General features: G+C 40.3%; 17 protein-coding genes. 9 read left to right on the top strand and 8 right to left on the bottom strand.

Translation table 11 applies throughout. From position 1 onward, the window contains the following. The first annotated feature begins 38 nt into the window (after positions 1 to 38). Positions 39 to 1,460, top strand: a complete 1,422-nt coding sequence (locus J3L16_RS14455) for a sensor domain-containing diguanylate cyclase (RefSeq protein WP_207613708.1) — start codon at positions 39 to 41, stop codon at positions 1,458 to 1,460. On the opposite strand, the gene J3L16_RS14460 is transcribed toward J3L16_RS14455, so the two are convergent. Genes J3L16_RS14460 through J3L16_RS14470 form a run of 3 tightly spaced genes read right to left on the bottom strand, consistent with a single transcriptional unit; the run spans position 1,450 to position 4,169 of the window. Further along, positions 1,450 to 2,334: a DMT family transporter gene (locus J3L16_RS14460; RefSeq protein ID WP_207613709.1), complete on the bottom strand. Its 885-nt coding sequence runs from the start codon at positions 2,332 to 2,334 to the stop codon at positions 1,450 to 1,452. The genes J3L16_RS14455 and J3L16_RS14460 overlap by 11 nt on opposite strands. Then, positions 2,335 to 2,799 carry a methylated-DNA--[protein]-cysteine S-methyltransferase gene (locus J3L16_RS14465; RefSeq protein WP_207613710.1) on the bottom strand — a complete coding sequence of 155 codons (465 nt, stop codon included), beginning with the start codon at positions 2,797 to 2,799 and terminating at the stop codon, positions 2,335 to 2,337. Positions 2,800 to 2,807: 8 nt separating this feature from the next. Next, on the bottom strand, positions 2,808 to 4,169 hold the full coding sequence (locus tag J3L16_RS14470) for an Ada metal-binding domain-containing protein (RefSeq protein ID WP_207613711.1): 1,362 nt from the start codon (positions 4,167 to 4,169) through the stop codon (positions 2,808 to 2,810). Between the two features lie 180 nt (positions 4,170 to 4,349). On the opposite strand from J3L16_RS14470, the gene J3L16_RS14475 reads away from it, so the two are divergent. Then, on the top strand, positions 4,350 to 5,504 hold the full coding sequence (locus J3L16_RS14475) for a serine hydrolase domain-containing protein (RefSeq protein ID WP_207613712.1): 1,155 nt from the start codon (positions 4,350 to 4,352) through the stop codon (positions 5,502 to 5,504). On the opposite strand, the gene J3L16_RS14480 is transcribed toward J3L16_RS14475, so the two are convergent. The 3 genes from J3L16_RS14480 to J3L16_RS16455 form a co-directional block, all read right to left on the bottom strand. After that, on the bottom strand, positions 5,437 to 6,894 hold the full coding sequence (locus J3L16_RS14480) for a glycosyltransferase 87 family protein (RefSeq protein ID WP_207613713.1): 1,458 nt from the start codon (positions 6,892 to 6,894) through the stop codon (positions 5,437 to 5,439). The two genes, J3L16_RS14475 and J3L16_RS14480, sit on opposite strands and share 68 nt — an antisense overlap. Further along, positions 6,851 to 7,771, bottom strand: coding sequence for a DUF547 domain-containing protein (locus J3L16_RS14485; protein WP_207613714.1), 921 nt, complete (start codon positions 7,769 to 7,771; stop codon positions 6,851 to 6,853). Before J3L16_RS14485 ends, J3L16_RS14480 begins: the two co-directional genes overlap by 44 nt. A gap of 116 nt (positions 7,772 to 7,887) precedes the next feature. After that, the gene (locus J3L16_RS16455; protein ID WP_278252896.1) at positions 7,888 to 8,013 is read right to left on the bottom strand and encodes a hypothetical protein; all 126 of its coding nucleotides are present in this window, start codon (positions 8,011 to 8,013) and stop codon (positions 7,888 to 7,890) included. A 196-nt stretch (positions 8,014 to 8,209) separates the two neighbouring features. On the opposite strand from J3L16_RS16455, the gene J3L16_RS14490 reads away from it, so the two are divergent. From J3L16_RS14490 to J3L16_RS14510, 5 genes are all read left to right on the top strand, one after another. After that, positions 8,210 to 8,740 (top strand): XRE family transcriptional regulator, encoded by a 531-nt coding sequence (locus tag J3L16_RS14490; RefSeq protein WP_207613715.1) that lies wholly within the window; start codon positions 8,210 to 8,212, stop codon positions 8,738 to 8,740. Further along, positions 8,733 to 9,467 (top strand): AzlC family ABC transporter permease, encoded by a 735-nt coding sequence (locus J3L16_RS14495; protein ID WP_207613716.1) that lies wholly within the window; start codon positions 8,733 to 8,735, stop codon positions 9,465 to 9,467. Before J3L16_RS14490 ends, J3L16_RS14495 begins: the two co-directional genes overlap by 8 nt. Then, positions 9,457 to 9,795, top strand: coding sequence for an AzlD domain-containing protein (locus J3L16_RS14500; RefSeq protein ID WP_207613717.1), 339 nt, complete (start codon positions 9,457 to 9,459; stop codon positions 9,793 to 9,795). The genes J3L16_RS14495 and J3L16_RS14500 overlap by 11 nt, the downstream gene beginning before the upstream one ends. A 79-nt stretch (positions 9,796 to 9,874) precedes the next feature. After that, on the top strand, positions 9,875 to 11,065 hold the full coding sequence (locus tag J3L16_RS14505) for a PepSY-associated TM helix domain-containing protein (RefSeq protein WP_207613718.1): 1,191 nt from the start codon (positions 9,875 to 9,877) through the stop codon (positions 11,063 to 11,065). 146 nt (positions 11,066 to 11,211) lie between these two features. Beyond that, positions 11,212 to 12,771, top strand: coding sequence for a DUF2235 domain-containing protein (locus tag J3L16_RS14510; RefSeq protein ID WP_207613719.1), 1,560 nt, complete (start codon positions 11,212 to 11,214; stop codon positions 12,769 to 12,771). On the opposite strand, the gene J3L16_RS14515 is transcribed toward J3L16_RS14510, so the two are convergent. Further along, positions 12,768 to 13,463, bottom strand: coding sequence for a GntR family transcriptional regulator (locus J3L16_RS14515; protein WP_207613720.1), 696 nt, complete (start codon positions 13,461 to 13,463; stop codon positions 12,768 to 12,770). The two genes, J3L16_RS14510 and J3L16_RS14515, sit on opposite strands and share 4 nt — an antisense overlap. A gap of 115 nt (positions 13,464 to 13,578) precedes the next feature. Then, a complete protein-coding gene (gene sulP / locus J3L16_RS14520; protein ID WP_207613721.1) occupies positions 13,579 to 15,273 on the bottom strand; it encodes a sulfate permease in 1,695 nt (564 codons plus the stop codon). Positions 15,274 to 15,415: 142 nt separating this feature from the next. Here sulP and nhaC point away from each other — a divergent pair, with 142 nt between their 5' ends. Both nhaC and J3L16_RS14530 read left to right on the top strand, forming a co-directional pair. After that, positions 15,416 to 16,891: a Na+/H+ antiporter NhaC gene (nhaC, locus tag J3L16_RS14525; protein WP_207613722.1), complete on the top strand. Its 1,476-nt coding sequence runs from the start codon at positions 15,416 to 15,418 to the stop codon at positions 16,889 to 16,891. Positions 16,892 to 16,914: 23 nt separating this feature from the next. Further along, positions 16,915 to 17,844: an aminotransferase class IV gene (locus tag J3L16_RS14530; protein WP_347564685.1), complete on the top strand. Its 930-nt coding sequence runs from the start codon at positions 16,915 to 16,917 to the stop codon at positions 17,842 to 17,844. Positions 17,845 to 17,925 lie beyond the last annotated feature (81 nt).

Raw genomic sequence — 17,925 nt, forward strand, 5'->3', positions numbered from 1 at the left:
TCAAAGTCAATCAATAGCAAAATCTCAGGAAGGGAAAAATGAACACGTTTAGAACCCTCCATCGAAGTATTTTGTTACTATTTGCTATCGTCGTTATAGCTATTGTGACTTTGGTTCATTTTAGTATTTCAAAAATTGTTGCAGAACAAAGTCTTGTTCAGCAGCGTAGCACTTCTCCAGCCTTATCTCTTATTGTCGACCAACTTTTTAAACCATTACATATTTCTGAGACGCTAGGTAAGTCTAGAGAGCTTATCGATATTATGAACAGCGATGTTATAAATGAAGAACAAGTATTCTTAACTCTTTCTCGGTTGGAGCGAGAGTTTGGGATGACTTTTTTCATAGCTCATGAAACAACCCGTATGCAATACCATTCAGATGGTAAAAAGATGGCGTTGAATGAAGGTCAGGTAAGTTGGTATTTTAAGTATAAAAAGAAAGATGACGATGAAGTTGCAGATATCGGAAAGTGGGAGGACCCTCACTTTTATATCGATTTGAAAATTTATGACGATAGAGGGAAGTTTTTAGGCTTTTTTGGCGTTGGAAAGCGTTTGAGTAGTTTTATCAATGTATTTGAACAATATAAAAGACTATACGGTTATGACTTTTTATTTGTCGATCCAAACGGCAACATTATGTTGTCATCAGACCCTTCATTAATGGCGTCTTTTTCTGAATTTGCCAATTTAAAAGATTTGCCTTGGTTTGCATCGCTTCCTAGCGAAATTCAGACAAGTAGAGATTTGAACAATGAACTCGTCAGTATAGAAAATAAGGATTTCTTAATTGCACAAGTAACTTTGATGGAGTTTGATTGGACCGTTTACTTGCTCAATCCATTAGATAAGCGTCAAACAGAAATTTCTAACGGCTTTATTGTAAGTGTTGTCGTTCTGCTTGCTGTTGTGTTTGCCCTCTTTATTTTGATTTATAATTTATTGTATTACTTTAGAAAGGACATCAAGCCCGATCTTATTATTCGCGATAGTTCTCGTTTGCCCGATAGGTTGAAAATTACAGACATATATAATGAGTTAATTGAAGAAAGTGGTGATTTAAGCCTTGTATTAGTTGACATTGATAACTTTCTTGAAATTAATCAGCAGTTTGGCCGCAATGCTGGCGATGAAGTATTAGAAAAGGTTTCCATTTATTTGCAGCAAAATATGTCTGAAGGTGGCGCAATTGGGCGCTGGTGTGGTAATGAATTTGTGTTACTTTTGCCTAAGAAAAAAGCAAAAGACGCAGAAAAGCTAGCGAATAATCTACGTCATGGTATTGCCACCATGTCTGAAATTCCACCATACAAGGGCTTAACAGTAACGGCTTCTTTTGGTGTGTCGTACACAAATACGCATCGTTTGCTTATGGAAGTGTCTGGTTACGCAGAAAATGCGTTATACCAAGCTCGCCAAAAAGGTAAAAATGCTGTGTGTGTAAGTCTTATTGAGTAGCGAGTTTCTTCCTTTTAATACTTACCACTCCAGTGGTAAGCATCACCCCTAACAGTATAAGTACGCCGCCAAGTAGAACAGATATAGATAAACTTTCTTTTAAAAATAATACGCCCCATATAATGCCAAATAAAGGCACGAGGTAGGCGACTGTAATTGCTTTGGAAGCACCTTCTTTTCCTATTAAATAGAAATACAGTAAATAAGCGATTCCAGTACCGAAGATAGAAAGCCCTAATGCGCTAAACCACGCTAAGTTAGACGGCACTTCCGGTGGAATATCGAATAGCATAGGGGGGAACAAAACAAGTGCTGCGAATATTTGGCTACCTGTGGCCAAAGCTATAGGGTTACAGCCTATAACGCTTTTCTTTATGTAATTCGCGGCGACACCGTAACAAAAGGTTGCAGCAAGTGCCGCTAGGATAGGAATAGCGGAAATTGTCGAACCATGGGTTTTATCGTAACTAATGGCAATAACGCCTGCGAAACCCAATACCAAGCCACATATAGCGATGATGTTTAACTTGTCTTTGAGCCAAATAAAAGCAATTAATGCCGCGAACATGGGGGCAGTGCCATTGAGGATGGCATTCACGCCAGCTTGAAGGTGCAGACTGCTATAATTAAAAAGAGCAAATGGAATGGCTGTATTGAACAAACCTACAATAGCCATTGCTTTCCAATGTTGCTTTAAATCCTTCGTTGCTTTTGCCGCTATCACGAAAGGAATCAACACTATTCCAGCTAAGAGTGCGCGAATGAATACTAGTGTGATTACGCCAAACTCTGGGGCGGAAATACGCATGAATAAGAAAGATGCGCCCCAAATAGCCGCTAAAATGAATAGCGCCACGAGTGATGATAACTGCAATTAGAACTCCTCTTTTTCTAAGACTAATAAGGCGGCTTTTCTGTCCATGCCACCTGCATAACCGGTTAGTGCGCCATTTTTTCCTATGATTCTATGGCAAGGGACAACAATAGACAAAGGGTTCTTCCCGTTTGCTGCGCCAACTGCCCGCACAGCTTTAGGCTTGTCTATTGCATTTGCGATATCGCTGTAACTTACGGTTTCTCCATATTGCACTGCGAGTAGAGCCTGCCAAACGCTTTTTTGAAATTCTGTACCTACAGGCTCTAGAGTTAAATCAAACTGTGTACGCGATTTTACAAAATACTCGCGCAATTGAGTTACAGCTGAAGAGGAATGAATGTTCTTATTTTGATTTTTAGCGTGTTTTTCGACAAAATAGATTGATATAACGCCTTTTTCCGAGGCTGTTACCTCTACTATTCCCAAAGGGCTATCAAAGGTTTCAACGTAGTGAGTTGTCATAGAAATACCTATTGTTTATTCATGTAGTCGTGCCATAAACACAGGGTAAGGTAGCTTCCCCATGGTTTGGCTTTGTGTGGTTCTAAGTTGTTCTGTTCGCATTGGCGAATAATACCTAAATCTTTTTCCATCCAAATATCTGGGTGGCTAACTCCCCGCATCAAGATGTATTGACATGTCCAAGGGCCAATACCTTTTAAGGTCAGTAGTTGGCTTACATCACCTTTTTCTATTTGTTCTTGGTTCTTTTCTTCGCTCATGAATTCAGCAAACAAGAGTAACGTGGATTTCCTTGAAATAGGCATTCCAACATCACACAAGGTTTCTTGAGTGACTTGCCAAGGAGCAGGAAAACCAATACCAGAATGAATTTTTCTTATCGCTTGAACAAATTCTCTTGTTTTTGTTACGGCTCCCGCGACGCTAACTTGTTGCCCTAGAATGGCTCTGCAGCCTGCTTCAAAGCAATTCCAAGTACCTGGTAGTCGAAGGCCTTCAGTGGATTCTGTCAATGTATAGCCGGATTTCTTAATTCCGTCAGCAATAGAAAGCCAATCGGCACTGCAATCTAAAATTCGAGTCATTTGGTCGAGACAAGGCTTGATATGCGTTGAGTGTTGAACACAAATGAAAAGGTCAAAACCTGATCTAGCGGGGTTGTGTATTGCTATAACCTTTCCTTGGTATCCGTCAATTTCGAACCAGCGGGTATAGCTGTTCTCAGTGACCTGATCTACATTTGGCAGCTGCCTTGAAGCTAAAAAATCTCTTAAGGCATGCCAAAGATAAGGAGGTCTATAAGCAATGAACAGTTTAGTTTCTAAGGGTATTTTGTCTTTGTCCGATTTTCTCAGGCTAGAGGGCGACATAGAAAACGTGTTTTTAAACGCATACTGCATGGCTCGGCTAGAGTTGAAGCCTGATGCGATTGCGACTTCCAATATTGAATAATGAGAATGCTGAAGTAACTGTTTGGCGAATAGCAATTTGGCGCTTAGTTGATAACTGGAAGGTGAAAGTCCCATTTTTTGCTGAAATTGTTGGTGTAAGTGCCGTGTCGAGACACCGAGTTGAGCGGCTATATCTTTTATACTTAACCCTAGGTCTTTGTGTATTAATATAATTCCATTGTCGATGAGCGGATTAATAGAAGGGAGTGACGAGTTAATAGGGGCAATGTCTGGTTTACATAATTTACAGGGTCTAAAACCTGCTTCAATAGCAAGGGCTGCACTAAGGTAATACTGAACATTTTCTTCTTTCGCGAGCTTTGCTGGACAAATAGGGCGGCAAAAAATGCCTGTTGATAATACACCAATGTAGAACAAACCATCAAAACGGTGGTCTCTAGATTGACGAGCTTTGTGCATCTGTTCTTTGTTCAGAGAAAGTTGAGCTAGCATAAATCACAAGTAATGCAGTAATTTCAAACAGTATATATAAGCTTGAAGCATAAAATGCGAAAAGAACGGAACTACTTTCAAATAAAATTTTACAAAGGTGAGTTGCATGGTACTCCGTTGATGAACATAATAGTGCGCTTATTAGCAATGACAGAGGTTTTTTTGCAGCTTTTCCGTTTTTTTATGTATGCTTTGTGTACGTTTTTCTTATTGCTGGATCCAGTAAATGCGAAGAGCGATACATGGTTTGAAGAATATAAACGCTACGTTCGCAAACAAGCTCAAAAATACAATGTCCCTGGTTATGCTTTTGTTTATTACCAAAAAGGTCAGCCTCCTCAAATTGTTACCTATGGCGTTACCCATAAAAAGGGTGGCAAGGTAACACCGCAAACTGTATTTAGGTTAGCATCTGTTTCGAAAACGTTTACAAGCGTGATGATGTCAAAATGGAACGTTGCAAACGAGACCAGCTGGGACACTCCAATTGGTTCAATTTTAACCCAGCCAGAGTGGCAACAACCTCGTTTTGATACCTTGTCTCTTGGCGATATTGTGGGTCAATCTAGCGGCTTCATACCTAATGCGTACGATAATTTAATTGAAGCTGATTATTCGCTACAGCGAGTTTTGCATGATTTGACCGACTTAGAGTTATTGTGCGCTCCTGGAGATTGCTACACTTATCAAAATGCACTTTTTGGTGCGCTAACGGAATATTTTCATCAACGAGATACTTCCTATCACAGGCAAATGCAAGAGTTAGTCTTTTCGCCTTTGGCTATGGATACAGCAAGTGTTGGTAAAGCAGGGTTGATGCAGTCTGAAAGCTGGGCTCGTCCTCATATGGCGATAACGCGAAGTAAATGGCGAGAAACTAGCGTACAAAACAATTATTATCGCTTTTCACCGGCTGCTGGAGTGAACGCAAGTATTCAAGATATGACTCGCTATCTGCAAGCATTGTTAGGTGAGCTCCCTCAAGTGTTACCTCCGTACCTTATTGATGAAATCACCACTCCTAGAGTTAAAACGACCCGAGAACGCTATCGACGAGGTTGGCGCGAATACCTTAATGATGCGCACTATGGTTTAGGCTGGCGTATTTATGACTTTGATGGTCATACTATTAATTATCATGGCGGTTGGGTGAAAGGGTATCGAGCAGATGTTGCATTTTCTCCAGAAACTGGCTCTGGTTTTGTGATGTTGATGAATGCCGAATCGAATATGATTAATTCAGCGACGGCTGAGTTTTGGGCGCGTTTTTTTGAAAATTTTGAATCAGTAGACAAACAATAACCGGTAAAAATGTGAGTGTGACAACAGCCCATTGCCACAGTATTGGGTGTTGAAAGTCGGCTATTAAATAGCGCATATCATAAAGTGGAAGGGTTGCAGTAAGCAGCAAAATTGGCCATGTTCTATGATTCATAGCGAGCGCTAAAAAGGGAAAAAACCAAAAACTATACCAAGGGTAACCTGTGGGCGATAACAAAAATAGTAGTAGGGCTATCCACAAACACCAGTGGGCAAGATCATTAATCGCTAATGATGGTGTACATTTTAATACTCGCCAAGCGGCAAACAACCCCGTTCCCCCTACCACCGAAGCTACAATAACTCTGGCCGTAATATCGGCATAAATAAAATCAAACATGGCGCTATGTATTAGGTTGAAAATAAAACTATTTACTTGCCAGTGCTGGGCATATTTCACTAATCCGGCTTCTGTATCTAATGCCAATATTTGTGGCAGAAAAACTAAAGTGCAAGTGACGATAAATCCAATCAAAAACACCACAAATGTTTTCGATTGTCTAATCATATAAGCCGCAATAACGGGTACCAATAGCACTGGCCATACTTTTACTCCCGCAGCCAAACCTATGCATATCCCGGCTACACCATAATGTCGAAAATGTACTGCAATCAAAGTCAGTAATAAAAAAGGGACTAAAACCACGTCCATATGAGCGGCATTAACACCTTCGGTTATCAGCAAGGGGTTTAGCCAATATATCAAGCTCCAAGTTCGTTTGACGGGCAGGAGGTGAAGAAGCTTCATGAGTAAGAACAAGGTAATCACTTCTATACCTATGAGTACACATCGCCAAACCTGTATATTGAATTCGTCGAACATTGCACTAATGGCAAAAATAACTTGTGCAGTTAAAGGGTAAATTGTTTTTATTTCTGGGTAGGCAACTCGCGAGAATAAGTGGAAATCATGTAGGTATAACAGCTGCATATTAGCTTCTATTGCCACCTCTCCCACTATATCTTTCTCAATTTTTGAATAGGCGTCTGAAGGCTTATGGTTATATGGGTTATGTCCGTGGATAGCTATGCTACCGTCGAAAAAATAACGGTAAAGGTCGTCTTCTAAAATAGGCGGTGTCGGAATAAATATGGCTCTTAGTGCAAGTCCCATCAATAGAAATGTGAAAAACGATTTATCGCTAAGGTCTTTTTTGAAAACGGATTTGATAAGAAGTAAAAATAACAGGCCAGAGGTGACCATTAACGCTATGTTGACGGATGTCCAAAAAGGCGAAAAAGGAGTTTCGTAATCAAAATAACTTGAAATTAGAGCCAATGAAATTAGCGTTAGAGAAAGTGCTAACGCTAATAACTTGGATTGGTGCTTAAGAACCGCCGCGATACCCACCGCCGCCGCCAAAACCTGCACTACCTGAGCCTGCGTAACTATTACGGTTAACTGCAGGTGGGGTGTAAACTGCAGTTTTCCAACTGAAAGAATGTTTCTTACTGATTTCAGATACACCTTCTAAACGTTGTGCTGTTTTTGAGTTCGCGTAGGTGCGAAGATGGGCTAATATAGCTTCATCGCTATTGTTAAAAACAGTTTCTTTATTCCAAGCAATTAAACTTGAAACTCTAGCCTGACCACGTTTAACTTTTAAGTTCGCTTTGTCGTTGATAAAGTTTTTTGCCATTGTTTTCAGTTGGCGTTCAACGTTAGCGCCTGTGAAGGCTACGCTAGTTGAAAAGCCGTCACCATTTACACCGTAAAACAAACCGTAAATGAAAAGAGGATCTTGCCACTGTTTTGCTAGAACTTGTTGTTCAATATCTTCTAACGACAACAACACACCTTCAACTTCAATATTTTTATCGCTCCACCATTTCCCTGCATCACCCGGAACACCGCGAAGCTTCTTCAGCTTTCCACTGTCAGAGATATTTGCTGTCATTTTCTCTATAACGGCAGCATTGTATAGGTTTAACCAAAATGCCAATTGCTCGTTTTTGTTCAACTGCGACACAGGAACAGTTTGTAGGAATGTTCTGTAATCTGTGATGTATTGGATAACGCGAGAGTTTAGTCCTCTCAAGTTATATTTGGTATTGTCTTGGGGAATGGCAATGAAGGTTAAAATATTATCCATTGCTTGATGATCAACGACTTTTTTTGAGGTGTCATCATGCTTCGCCCAGCGATCATGAATGCTACTTTGAGCATGAACCGACAAGCTAAACATTACAGCAAGTACTATTCCTTGGGCTATCGCCAAAGATTTAAACAATGCGATTTTGTTGCGCATGGTTGTATACTCCGTGAATAAAAATCTAATAGTGCATCTAAATATAGTTGTTGCACAACAGCTGTACATTTTTATGTCGGTTTTGTTATAACTCTGTTAGATGTAAGGTTTGGAATTTAAGAAACACCGTCATCAAAAATAGACTCTATGAGTATGTCGAACAATCTAGCAGCTTTAAATGCCAAAGGTAAGTTAGGATCGAACTTTCCTTTTTCTATATTGGTACTTTTGATACTTTTCATATTCACACCTTTTTAAAATAATTAGATTTCAGCACACCCCTGAAAGTACTAATTAATGCAGCCTATATTTTACATTAAGTAACGTCAGCTTTACTTAGTGTGGGTTTTGATAAAAACATAGCGAGGATTGGTTGACAAAACAGTGTTCATTATATAGAACGTTTCATATATGGAACAATTTTGTAAGTAGGCTAAATTGACTAATCAATCATTCAGTATTTTGGGTAAGCACATTCAACAATTGCGCTTGGACAAGCAGTTGTCTTTGTCTCAACTTGCGTCTGATGCAGGAATTGCTAAATCAAACTTGTCACGCCTCGAACAAGGAAACGGCAATCCAACGATAGACACGTTATGGCGCCTAGCGAATACCTTAGGTTTACCCTTTGGTGAGTTGGTAGTGCCACTAACTACTTCTATTGGTGAAGATGGTTTGGAAATTCGTTTAATCGAGCGAGGTCGTAGCACCCCTAATGTCGATGCTTACTGGATGTCATTTGCTCCTCATGTACTACGCAAAGCTGAAGCACACAGCTCAGGCACAACCGAAACTATTCATGTCATAAGCGGTGAGTTAACAGTGGGTGTTGAAGGCGAATTGCAAAAACTCAGAGCGGGAGAGTGCAAAACATTCGAATCCGATAAAGCTCATTGTTATCAGAGTTTTGAAGACTGGACGAGTTGTATTTTAACCATTGTCTATCACAAGGATGGAAACAATGAATAAGAATGACTGTTCTTTAAATAATAACGCTTTTCTTATTAAGGGTTTAAAAGATTCAATGCCACTTTTGGGAGGCTATATTCCTGTGGCTATTTCGTTTGGAATTATCGCTACTCAGGCCAACTTTTCTCCTCTTGAAGCAACGCTCATTTCCTTGTTTATTTATGCTGGTGCTTCTCAATTTTTATTAGTGGCCATGGTCGCTAGCGGGGCTTCGCTATGGCTAGCGGTATTAATGACCTTACTAATTAACGCGAGGCACCTAGTCTACGCACCAAATCTTGCTTTATTCATACCGAATAAACGCTATTGGTGGTTGTTAATGTATGGTTTAACAGATCAAATTTATGCCTTAGCCCATACAAGGCTCCCTCATATTCCAGAACAATATCGCAGTGCTTGGTTTATTAGTGCGTCGCTGCTTGCTTGGTTTAGTTGGGTAGCAGGAACCGCATTAGGTGCTGTTATCGGCGAGGAAGTCACGCAAACATGGCCGACGTTAACCCAAGTGATGCCATTTGCGCTTCCCGCTCTTTTTATTGTGTTGTTGGCGCCTAAGTTTACGTCTCAGCTATGGTCGCTGACGTTGGGAGTGAGCATTGTTGTTGCACTTATGCTTTCGTTATTTGATATGACAAATTTGGCTATTCCCTCGGCCGCTCTATGTGGCGCATTATGTTATTTTCTATTGGAAAAACAGTCACAAGGAGCACTAAGTAATGACGCTTGAAATCGCCTTTGCTATTTTTGTGTGCGCAATCGGCACCTTTGCAATGCGATGTATCCCTCTTATTTGGATGCGTCGACACTTAGAAAAACAACAGCAAACTGATCAAGAAGTTGTGCCACCAGTTTGGCTGGGGTTAATTGGTTCTTTGATGATAGCCGGTATGTTGGGCTCTTCACTTGTTCCGGTGCGTGGTGACTGGGTGGGTGCTTTGTCTACCTTGGTTGGTGTAATCGCTACTATTATGGTGTGGCTTCGCTATCGTTCGTTGGGGTTGCCTGTGTTTTTAGGTGTACTGGCATTTGGCGTAGTTGCATTGATTTTTAGGTAGGGATAAAAGCTATCTGAAGCCCGCTAAAACTGTTAATCTAAACACTATAATAATATCCATTATCATTTGCGTTGAAGGCATGTCTAACAAGAAATCTGGTTTAAAAAAACTCTATAATTGGCATGCGTGGGTAGGGTTTCAATTAGCGTTATTGATGTTTGTGGTGTTAGCTACAGGTACTATAGCAACCTTATCCAATGAAATTGATTGGCTTATTTTTCCTGAGTTGAGATCAAGCGAAAAACCAGATGATGCGCCTGCGGCTATGGGAATAGAAGAGTGGGTTGCAACCTACCAGTCAATTCACTCTGCGTACCCTGATACTGAAATTACTTCCATAGTTCAGCTAGATTCAGAATATTTGTCTACGCGGGCGGTACTTAAGTCAGATGCTTTGCATAATCGCTTTGTACAAATCGACCCTTGGACCCATGAAATCAAAGGCGATATGCCAAGGCTCACTGTTCAGCGATTTTTCAGAGATTTTCATCGTTATTTATTTATGTCTGCGTTTCCGGGGCTACTTATTGTCGGTCCGTTATCCATTGTTCTTTTAATTTCTATTTATACAGGCTTAAAAACCACGAGGAATTGGCGAAAAGCGTTGTGGCGCATACGATTCGACCAAGGAAAACGAATACTCCTCAGTGATCTTCATAAAGTCATGGGATTGTGGGGAATATGGTTTTCTATCCTAATGGCTGTTACCGGCGCTTGGTATTTTTATGAATTTGGTAATGCCATTGCTCAATCACCTATCGAGCCTAAAGGGCCTAAAATAGAACAGCTTGAAACAGAAAAACCGATCATTTTTTCAGTTGATGAGTTTAGAAAAATTGTTACAAAAGCATACGATACTCATGAAAACTGGGAAATAACCGCTTTATTCATGCCTACGTCAAATACAGCGCCTATTCAACTTAGAGGCGTCAGTAAAAATAACCCCGTTATTCGAAATCGCGCTCTGAGGGTTTACATTCACCCTGAAACATTCGATGTGGTAGAGGCGTGGTCACCAGATACAATAAGTACCCAAGCTTATATTAATGAATATGCAGATCCGCTTCATTTTGGTGACTTTGGAGGCTTTTGGCTTAAGTTGCTGTGGTTTGTCTTTGGTATTGCGCTCACGGCTATGTCGTTCACTGGCGTATTAATGACATGGAAGCGAACTGGAATGTCGACCCTCACTAAAGTACAAAAACGCACCTTGCCAATATTGCTTTTGTCTGTGGTGTTTTTCTGCTTCTATGTGCCCAATTATTTGTAAAGGAATCTAGCTCCCCTTCTAGGCTCCTTTGTTCTAATTGAATTAACATGCGACAAAACCAAGTGTTGTAAAGAGCATAAAATAAGATGTACCCTTTGTGTATTTTTTGACCTGTTGTTCTTTTGTAAATGGTAGAAGGATTTGTCATGGCACTGTTAATATTCAATTTTGATGGAACGGGTAATGAACCTGTCGATGCGCATCAGACGGTAAAGAAAGGTAAAAAAGAAGACGACAACATTACTAACATACTGAAATTTCATTTCTTATGTGGTGGAAACCTTCATTTCGACCAAAGGTATGGTGAATCAAGTCATGGCTCAATCAAGCAATGTTTTTACTACCAAGGTGTAGGGACCTATGGAGATTGGTTGTCACGACTGGTTAATCAAGGCGTTTCGCCAGAGTCTAGAGATATAGCGACAATTTTGAATCGTGCGTATGCTGATTTTAACCAAAGTTACCAAATAGGGGATACAGTTATCGTTACTGGGTTCTCTCGAGGTGCAGCTATTGCTCGTCGTTTTTGTTCTAAACTAATAGAAAAATCGTCCTATTTAACTGATGGCTGTGATAGTTTTATTCATTTGGCAGTGTTCGACACTGTTGCCAGTATTGGCTTGCCGAACTTAAGCCAGTCGGATCGGCCTGATTATGATGTAGTATTTGAAAAAGGCTGTACGCTTTCGCCTTTAATCAAACAAGCTGTACACATGGTAAGCTTAGATGACAAGCGCAAAGCATTTCAACCAACGCTAATGAATTATGACCCAAGTAGAATTGTTGAGTTGTGGTTTGCTGGTGCTCATAGCGATGTCGGAGGAGGCTACTATCGAGATGGTTTATCGGATATCAGTTTAACGTATCTTATTGAATGGATTGCGTTTCAAGTGAAGTCTCATAACCTTATTGATCCCGCATTAAAGTTACCGGATGAAAACGCATTAAACGCCCTTTTACCCGACAAATTAATTAATAAAATTGGTCTTGATGATATACGCCGAGCACCGAATGAACTAGGTAAGAATCATCAACAAGATAGGTGGCCAATTGGTGATTGGCTAACTTTAGAAGATCGTATTTGCTGTGTGATTGAACAGGACCAAATATCCACTAAACAAGCTCCTATTATTCACTATTCGATTGTAAATAGAATTGCCTTTGATAAGGATTACCGACCTAAATCACTAATGAATTTAACCCACCAAGTTTGGTGTAGCTTTAGCCAAGCCAATGAAATGGGAAAAGGTATTAGTGATTATTTCGACAACCCTAGATCCAATTGGTATGCATTAGAGGTAGGAGAGTCAATGACCGTCAGTGTAGAGTCAGCGTCTTTATATACCCATTCAGGCATCTTGGTGGAGCAAGGCGAATCTTATGACGTATCCTCAGCCCCATCAGATACCTGGACAGATGGAAGTATCACTTGTGATGCCAATGGTTGGACAATAGATGATGAAGAGCTAGGTTGGAAAGGTATCCCGATAAAAGTCGCAAGAAAACTGCGACGAGTACCTAAAGCAGACTGGTTTACTTTGTGCATTAGTATCGGGCGAGACGATGAACTAGCCGAAAAAATGGGATGTTCTGGTGTTTACACTGTTAAAAAGAAGGGCGAACTTACCTTTTTTGCAAACGATATAGTGTCGAAAATGGCAAACAATATGGGTACTGTTGATGCCATTGTCACTCGTATAGCCTAACTTAAATGCATGTTTTGAGATTGTCGCTTACTCAAATAAGTAATAAAACCATCGCTCAGCTGATTGGCATGTTGTTGTGCTAGCTTGTCTGCAAGATTGCAATTTTTATTTTCAATGGCTTCGATGATCAAATCATGATTGTCCACCATCTCTGGAGGAGGATTGTCGTCGAACAGGCGATAATAAATTCGCAATGTTCGTTTTCCTTCGTCTAATAACCGTTTGTACATTAATGTAAAGTAGCTGTTCTTTGACGCTTCACTTATGGCCATGTGGAATGCATGGTTAGAATCTATCATAGCTACTACGTCATGGGAGCGAACCGCTTCTTTAAACTGCTGATTTTTATCTTTTATAATTTGTAAGTCTATATCTGTGTGGTTCTCGGCAGCCAAGCGTGTCACCGCTCTTTGCACTAAATCAAGAGCATCCATAAATTTAGGAAAGTCCTCTAGAGCCAAGGGAGATACTTGAGAGTTTTTATTAGGCAGAGTTTTAATTAGGCCATCTGCCGCTAGACGTATAAAAGCCTCTCTAACCGGCGACCGTGACACATTAAAGCGTTTGGCCATACTGTTTTCATCAATGGTACTACTAGGCGCTAATACTAGGGTGAGTATTTCTTCTCTGATCGTTTCGTAAATGGTAACGGCATTGGATACCTTGTTAGTAGGGGCTGAGCTGTTAGACATAATTTGGTTCGACAAGTGTTATCTCTCTTCCCGTATTATAAAGGGGATAAAACGAATAAGCAGTAATATCGATCGCTTTGGGTCACTCCAACATGCTTTTGGATTGAATTGTGCGTTATTCATTCAAATTCTCGAGATGGTTCATGGCTTGATCTGCGGTAAAGAACAACTTCCCTGGAGGCAATATTTGCAAAATGTCAGTTAGTTTTAATTTATCTTGAATAATGCCTTTTACGTCTGACAAGTGTAGTGTGATATTCGCTTCTCTTAAGTTTAGTATAAGGGCTTCGAGTGTCTCTAGTGCACTTTCATCAATAGAATTAACCGAACTAAAAAGTAACACTAGGTGTTTAACTTCTGGGCTTTGTTTACATCGATCAATAATATAGTTTTCAATGTATTGAACATTGGCAAAAAACAAGTTTTCGTCAATTCTCAAATATACAGTGTGTTTTTGTGTTTTCACATTAAGGCGATTCACATTTCTGAAATACCCTCCTTCTGCCCTCCCAACTTCTGCAATATGGGGGTGAGTAGTTCGGTGTATGAACAATACCATAGAGCAGGCAATGCCCGCCCAAATTCCAATTTCTACTCCAAAAAATAAAGAACTTAGAAAGGTAAATAATAAACTGATGGCATCGGCCTTGTTAAACACCCAACAACGTCGAATATGTTTGAAATCTATCATAGGTAACACAGACGTGATTACAATAACCCCTAACACAGCCTTGGGCAGGTTAATTAGGTATGGGGTAACAAACAATAAACTAATGACTAACACTGCCGCGGATATTAGATTTGCCGCTTGTGTAACCGCACCGGATGCATAATTCACCATAGAGCGACTGACACTGCCTGCTAATGCAAATGAGCCTATTAGAGACGAACCAATATTGGCCGCGCCCAACGCTAACAACTCTTGATTTGAGTTCAGTTTTTCACGTCTTTTACTGGCAAGGGTAACTCCAGTAGCAATGCTGGTTAAAAAACAAATTAGGGCTATGGATGCTGCAGGAAAAGCCAATTCTGGCCAGCGGTTAATGTTCAAAATATTTAAGTTAATAGTGGGTAACGAATCAGGAATTTGACCTATAACGGCTATATTGTAGTTGTCTTGCATGTGGAATTGGTCTACTAAAAATATGCTAATGATAATCAGTAAAACTGGGCTAGATTTGCTTAACGCTAAGGCAACAGGGCCCGTTAATTTTAGCTTTTTTAATAAAGCAGGGAGGAGTGACTGGCTAGACCAAAGTAAGATCATTCCCAGAATACTTAAAGCCATCACTGCCAAATTGGTTTGATCCAAGTGGACGCCTGTAAAGAGCAACGCATCCTTAAAGGACAAGCCACTATTAGGCTGCAAACCCAGAATAATAGGAATTTGACTACTTGCTATAATGATAGCAGACGCGCTAGTAAAGCCACTGATGACCGGTTTACTGATAAAAGTAGTTAAACTCCCTAGCCGCAACAAGCTGAGTAGTGACAAAAATAACCCTGTTAAAATAGTGAGATTGGCACCTAGATTTATATACTCTTGAGTGGTTTGCGGTGCTAACTTGGTTATCGATGAACCTATCAATAAACTTATCAGTGCAGCTGGGCCAACAACTAATGTACGGCTACTCCCTAAGCAGGCATAAATCAACAAAGGTAAAATCGCCGCGTATAAGCCATATTCTGGTGGAAACCCTGCAAGTTGGGCATAGGCTAATGACTGGGGGAGAGCAATACTTGCGGTTACTAACCCCGCCACACAGTCTCCAACAAACATACTTGAATTGTAATTTTTGAACCAAGTCATCTGTCGCTGTTCCTCGATTTAGAAATTAAGCCTACCTTGGTACCCTTTATACCTCAACAATTTATATTGTGTACAGCTTTGTCGACATCATGATTTTGTCTTGATATGCTTTGGGCACTTAATGTTGATAGGTGATGATCAGATGAAAAAACTTTGTCAGCCAAGTTGGCAAATTGCGTTGATACCTATTATGAGTACGTTAGCCATATTGATGGTGCAAATTTTAGTATTTGGAGGGGCACCGCATATCCCTCTTATCTTAGGTATTGGTATTACCGCCATCTTTGGGATTTTACACGGGCATAAATGGTCAGATTTACAACAGGGAATGTTGTCAAGTGTAGCTGTCTCTTTACCTGTACTCGGAATATTTATGGTTGTGGGTATGACTATAGGTACTTGGATTGCCAGTGGAACAGTGCCATTTTTAACTAAAATTGGCTTGGAAATTTTAACCCCTGCAGGCTTTTTACCCCTCACTTGTATCATTTGCGCCATTGTCTCGGTATTTACGGGAACCTCTTGGGGCACTGTGGGCACAATTGGTTTAGCATTACTTGGGATAGGTGAAAGTTTAGGCATACCCAGCTACTTTACTGCAGGCGCGATTGTTTCTGGCGCTTGGTTTGGAGATAAAATGTCTCCATTATCTGATACCACTAATTTTACGGCAGCCATTACGGGCACTAACCTCTACGCACATATGCGTAATATGTTACCTACAACTTTTCCTGCGCTTGTTGTTTCTTTGGTTATTTATACCTATTTGGGACATGCCTACACTAGTAGCTTGGCTGAGTTGGGTAATATGGAGGTCTTGGATAGAGTATTGACCGAGTCCTTTGTACTCAATCTTTGGGTGCTATTACCGCCTGTGGCAATAGGTATTTGTATTTGGAAAAAGGTAGAGCCCATGCCTTGTATGTTTCTAGGTGTGTTAATGGCGAGTTTGATCGCATTTTTTGTACAAGGTATGCCAGTAAACGAAATTTTGCAGGTAATGATGAGTGGTTACGTTAGCGATAGTGGTAATCCTGCCATAGATACTTTGCTGTCTAAAGGTGGGCTTATGTCTATGACATGGGTGATTACTCTTATTATGATAGCTATGGCATTTGGAGGTATGTTGCAAAAAACGGGATGTTTTGAAGCCATTTTATCTAGTGTAATGCCTTTTCTTAAAGGGCGCATCGGCTTAGTGTTTGCCACTATGTTTGCAACTGTTGGTTTTAACTTTGCTAGCAATGCGTTTATTGCTTACACCGTACCAGGGCGAATGTTCACGCCCGCATTTAGGGGACAGGGATTAGCAAGCAGTAATGTCTCTAGAATATTAGAGGATGGAGCGACTATGAGTGCTCCACTTATCCCATGGAACTCAGGTGCCGTGTTTGTATCTAGCACGTTAGGCATCCCTACTGTGCTTTATGCGCCTTTTGCATTTTGTAACTGGATATCTTTTCTTATCAATTTATTTTGGGGCATAACTGGCTGGTTTATTCCCAAAGCCTCAGAGCAAGAAATTCAACATTGGTGTCAGCAAAAGTCGCTCATTTTGTTTGAGGGCAATATGGTGGAAGCATCGCCTGAAAACACCCAAACGCTATTGATTAAGTAGTCATTTTTACTTTGGAGAACAACGTGAAAGCAACAACGGTGGCATATGTGCCCTCAACCCATGATAGTGAAAATGATCCTCGCAATGAGCATATAAAAATTTATGTGAATGGTGAGTTAGTTGACAAAGAAGATGCGAAAGTTTCTGTTTACGATAGTGGCTTTTTACTAGGTGACGGCGTATGGGAAGGCTTGCGTTTGTACAAAGGGAAGTTAGCTTTCCTTGATGAGCATTTAGAGCGTTTATATGAGTCAGCTTATTTTCTAGATATAGACATTGGCGTAAGCCGCGACGAAATGAAAGCTATTTTACAGCAAACTCTAGACGCTAATGACATGACAGATAATGTACATGTACGTTTAATGGTGAGCCGAGGTAAAAAGACGAAACCTTTCCAAGACCCTCGCTTAAGTATTTTTGGATCCACTATAGTGGTGATTGCTGAGCATAGCGTGATTAACTTAGAAACTGCTAATAGTGGTGTAACTTTACATACTGTACCAATTGTTAGAGGACTACCTACTACTCAAGATCCTAAATTGAATTGCCATAACAAATTGAACTGTATAACGGCTCTTAATCACGCTTTGAAAGCAGGCGCTAACGAAGCATTAATGCTCGACCCTCATGGTTTTGTGAATACTTCTAATTCTTGTAACTTTTTTATTGTCCGTAAAGGTGAACTTTGGACTTCATCTGGAGACTATTGCATGAATGGTATTACCCGTAAAAAAGTTATAGAGATCTGTGAGGAAAACGGGATCCCTATTAAATTGAAAAATTATTCTTTGTACGAAACTTATTCTGCTGACGAAGCGTTTTTAACAGGAACGTTTGCAGGGCAAACGCCAGTTACTGAAATAGATGGAAGGCAAATAGGTGATGGTAAAATAGGCTCAGTGTTAGCTAAAATCAAAGCGTTATACAAACAAAAAGCGACTAGGGCGTGTTGATCTTTGCTGTACAAGTTTTGTTCATTTAGGGCCTTGCTGACCGAGGCACTTGCTTGCAGGCTCAGTGGTTCTGAGTCAAAA

Source organism: Alteromonas sp. 5E99-2 (assembly GCF_017368475.1).
In the GTDB taxonomy this organism is placed as follows: Bacteria; Pseudomonadota; Gammaproteobacteria; order Enterobacterales; family Alteromonadaceae; genus Alteromonas_F.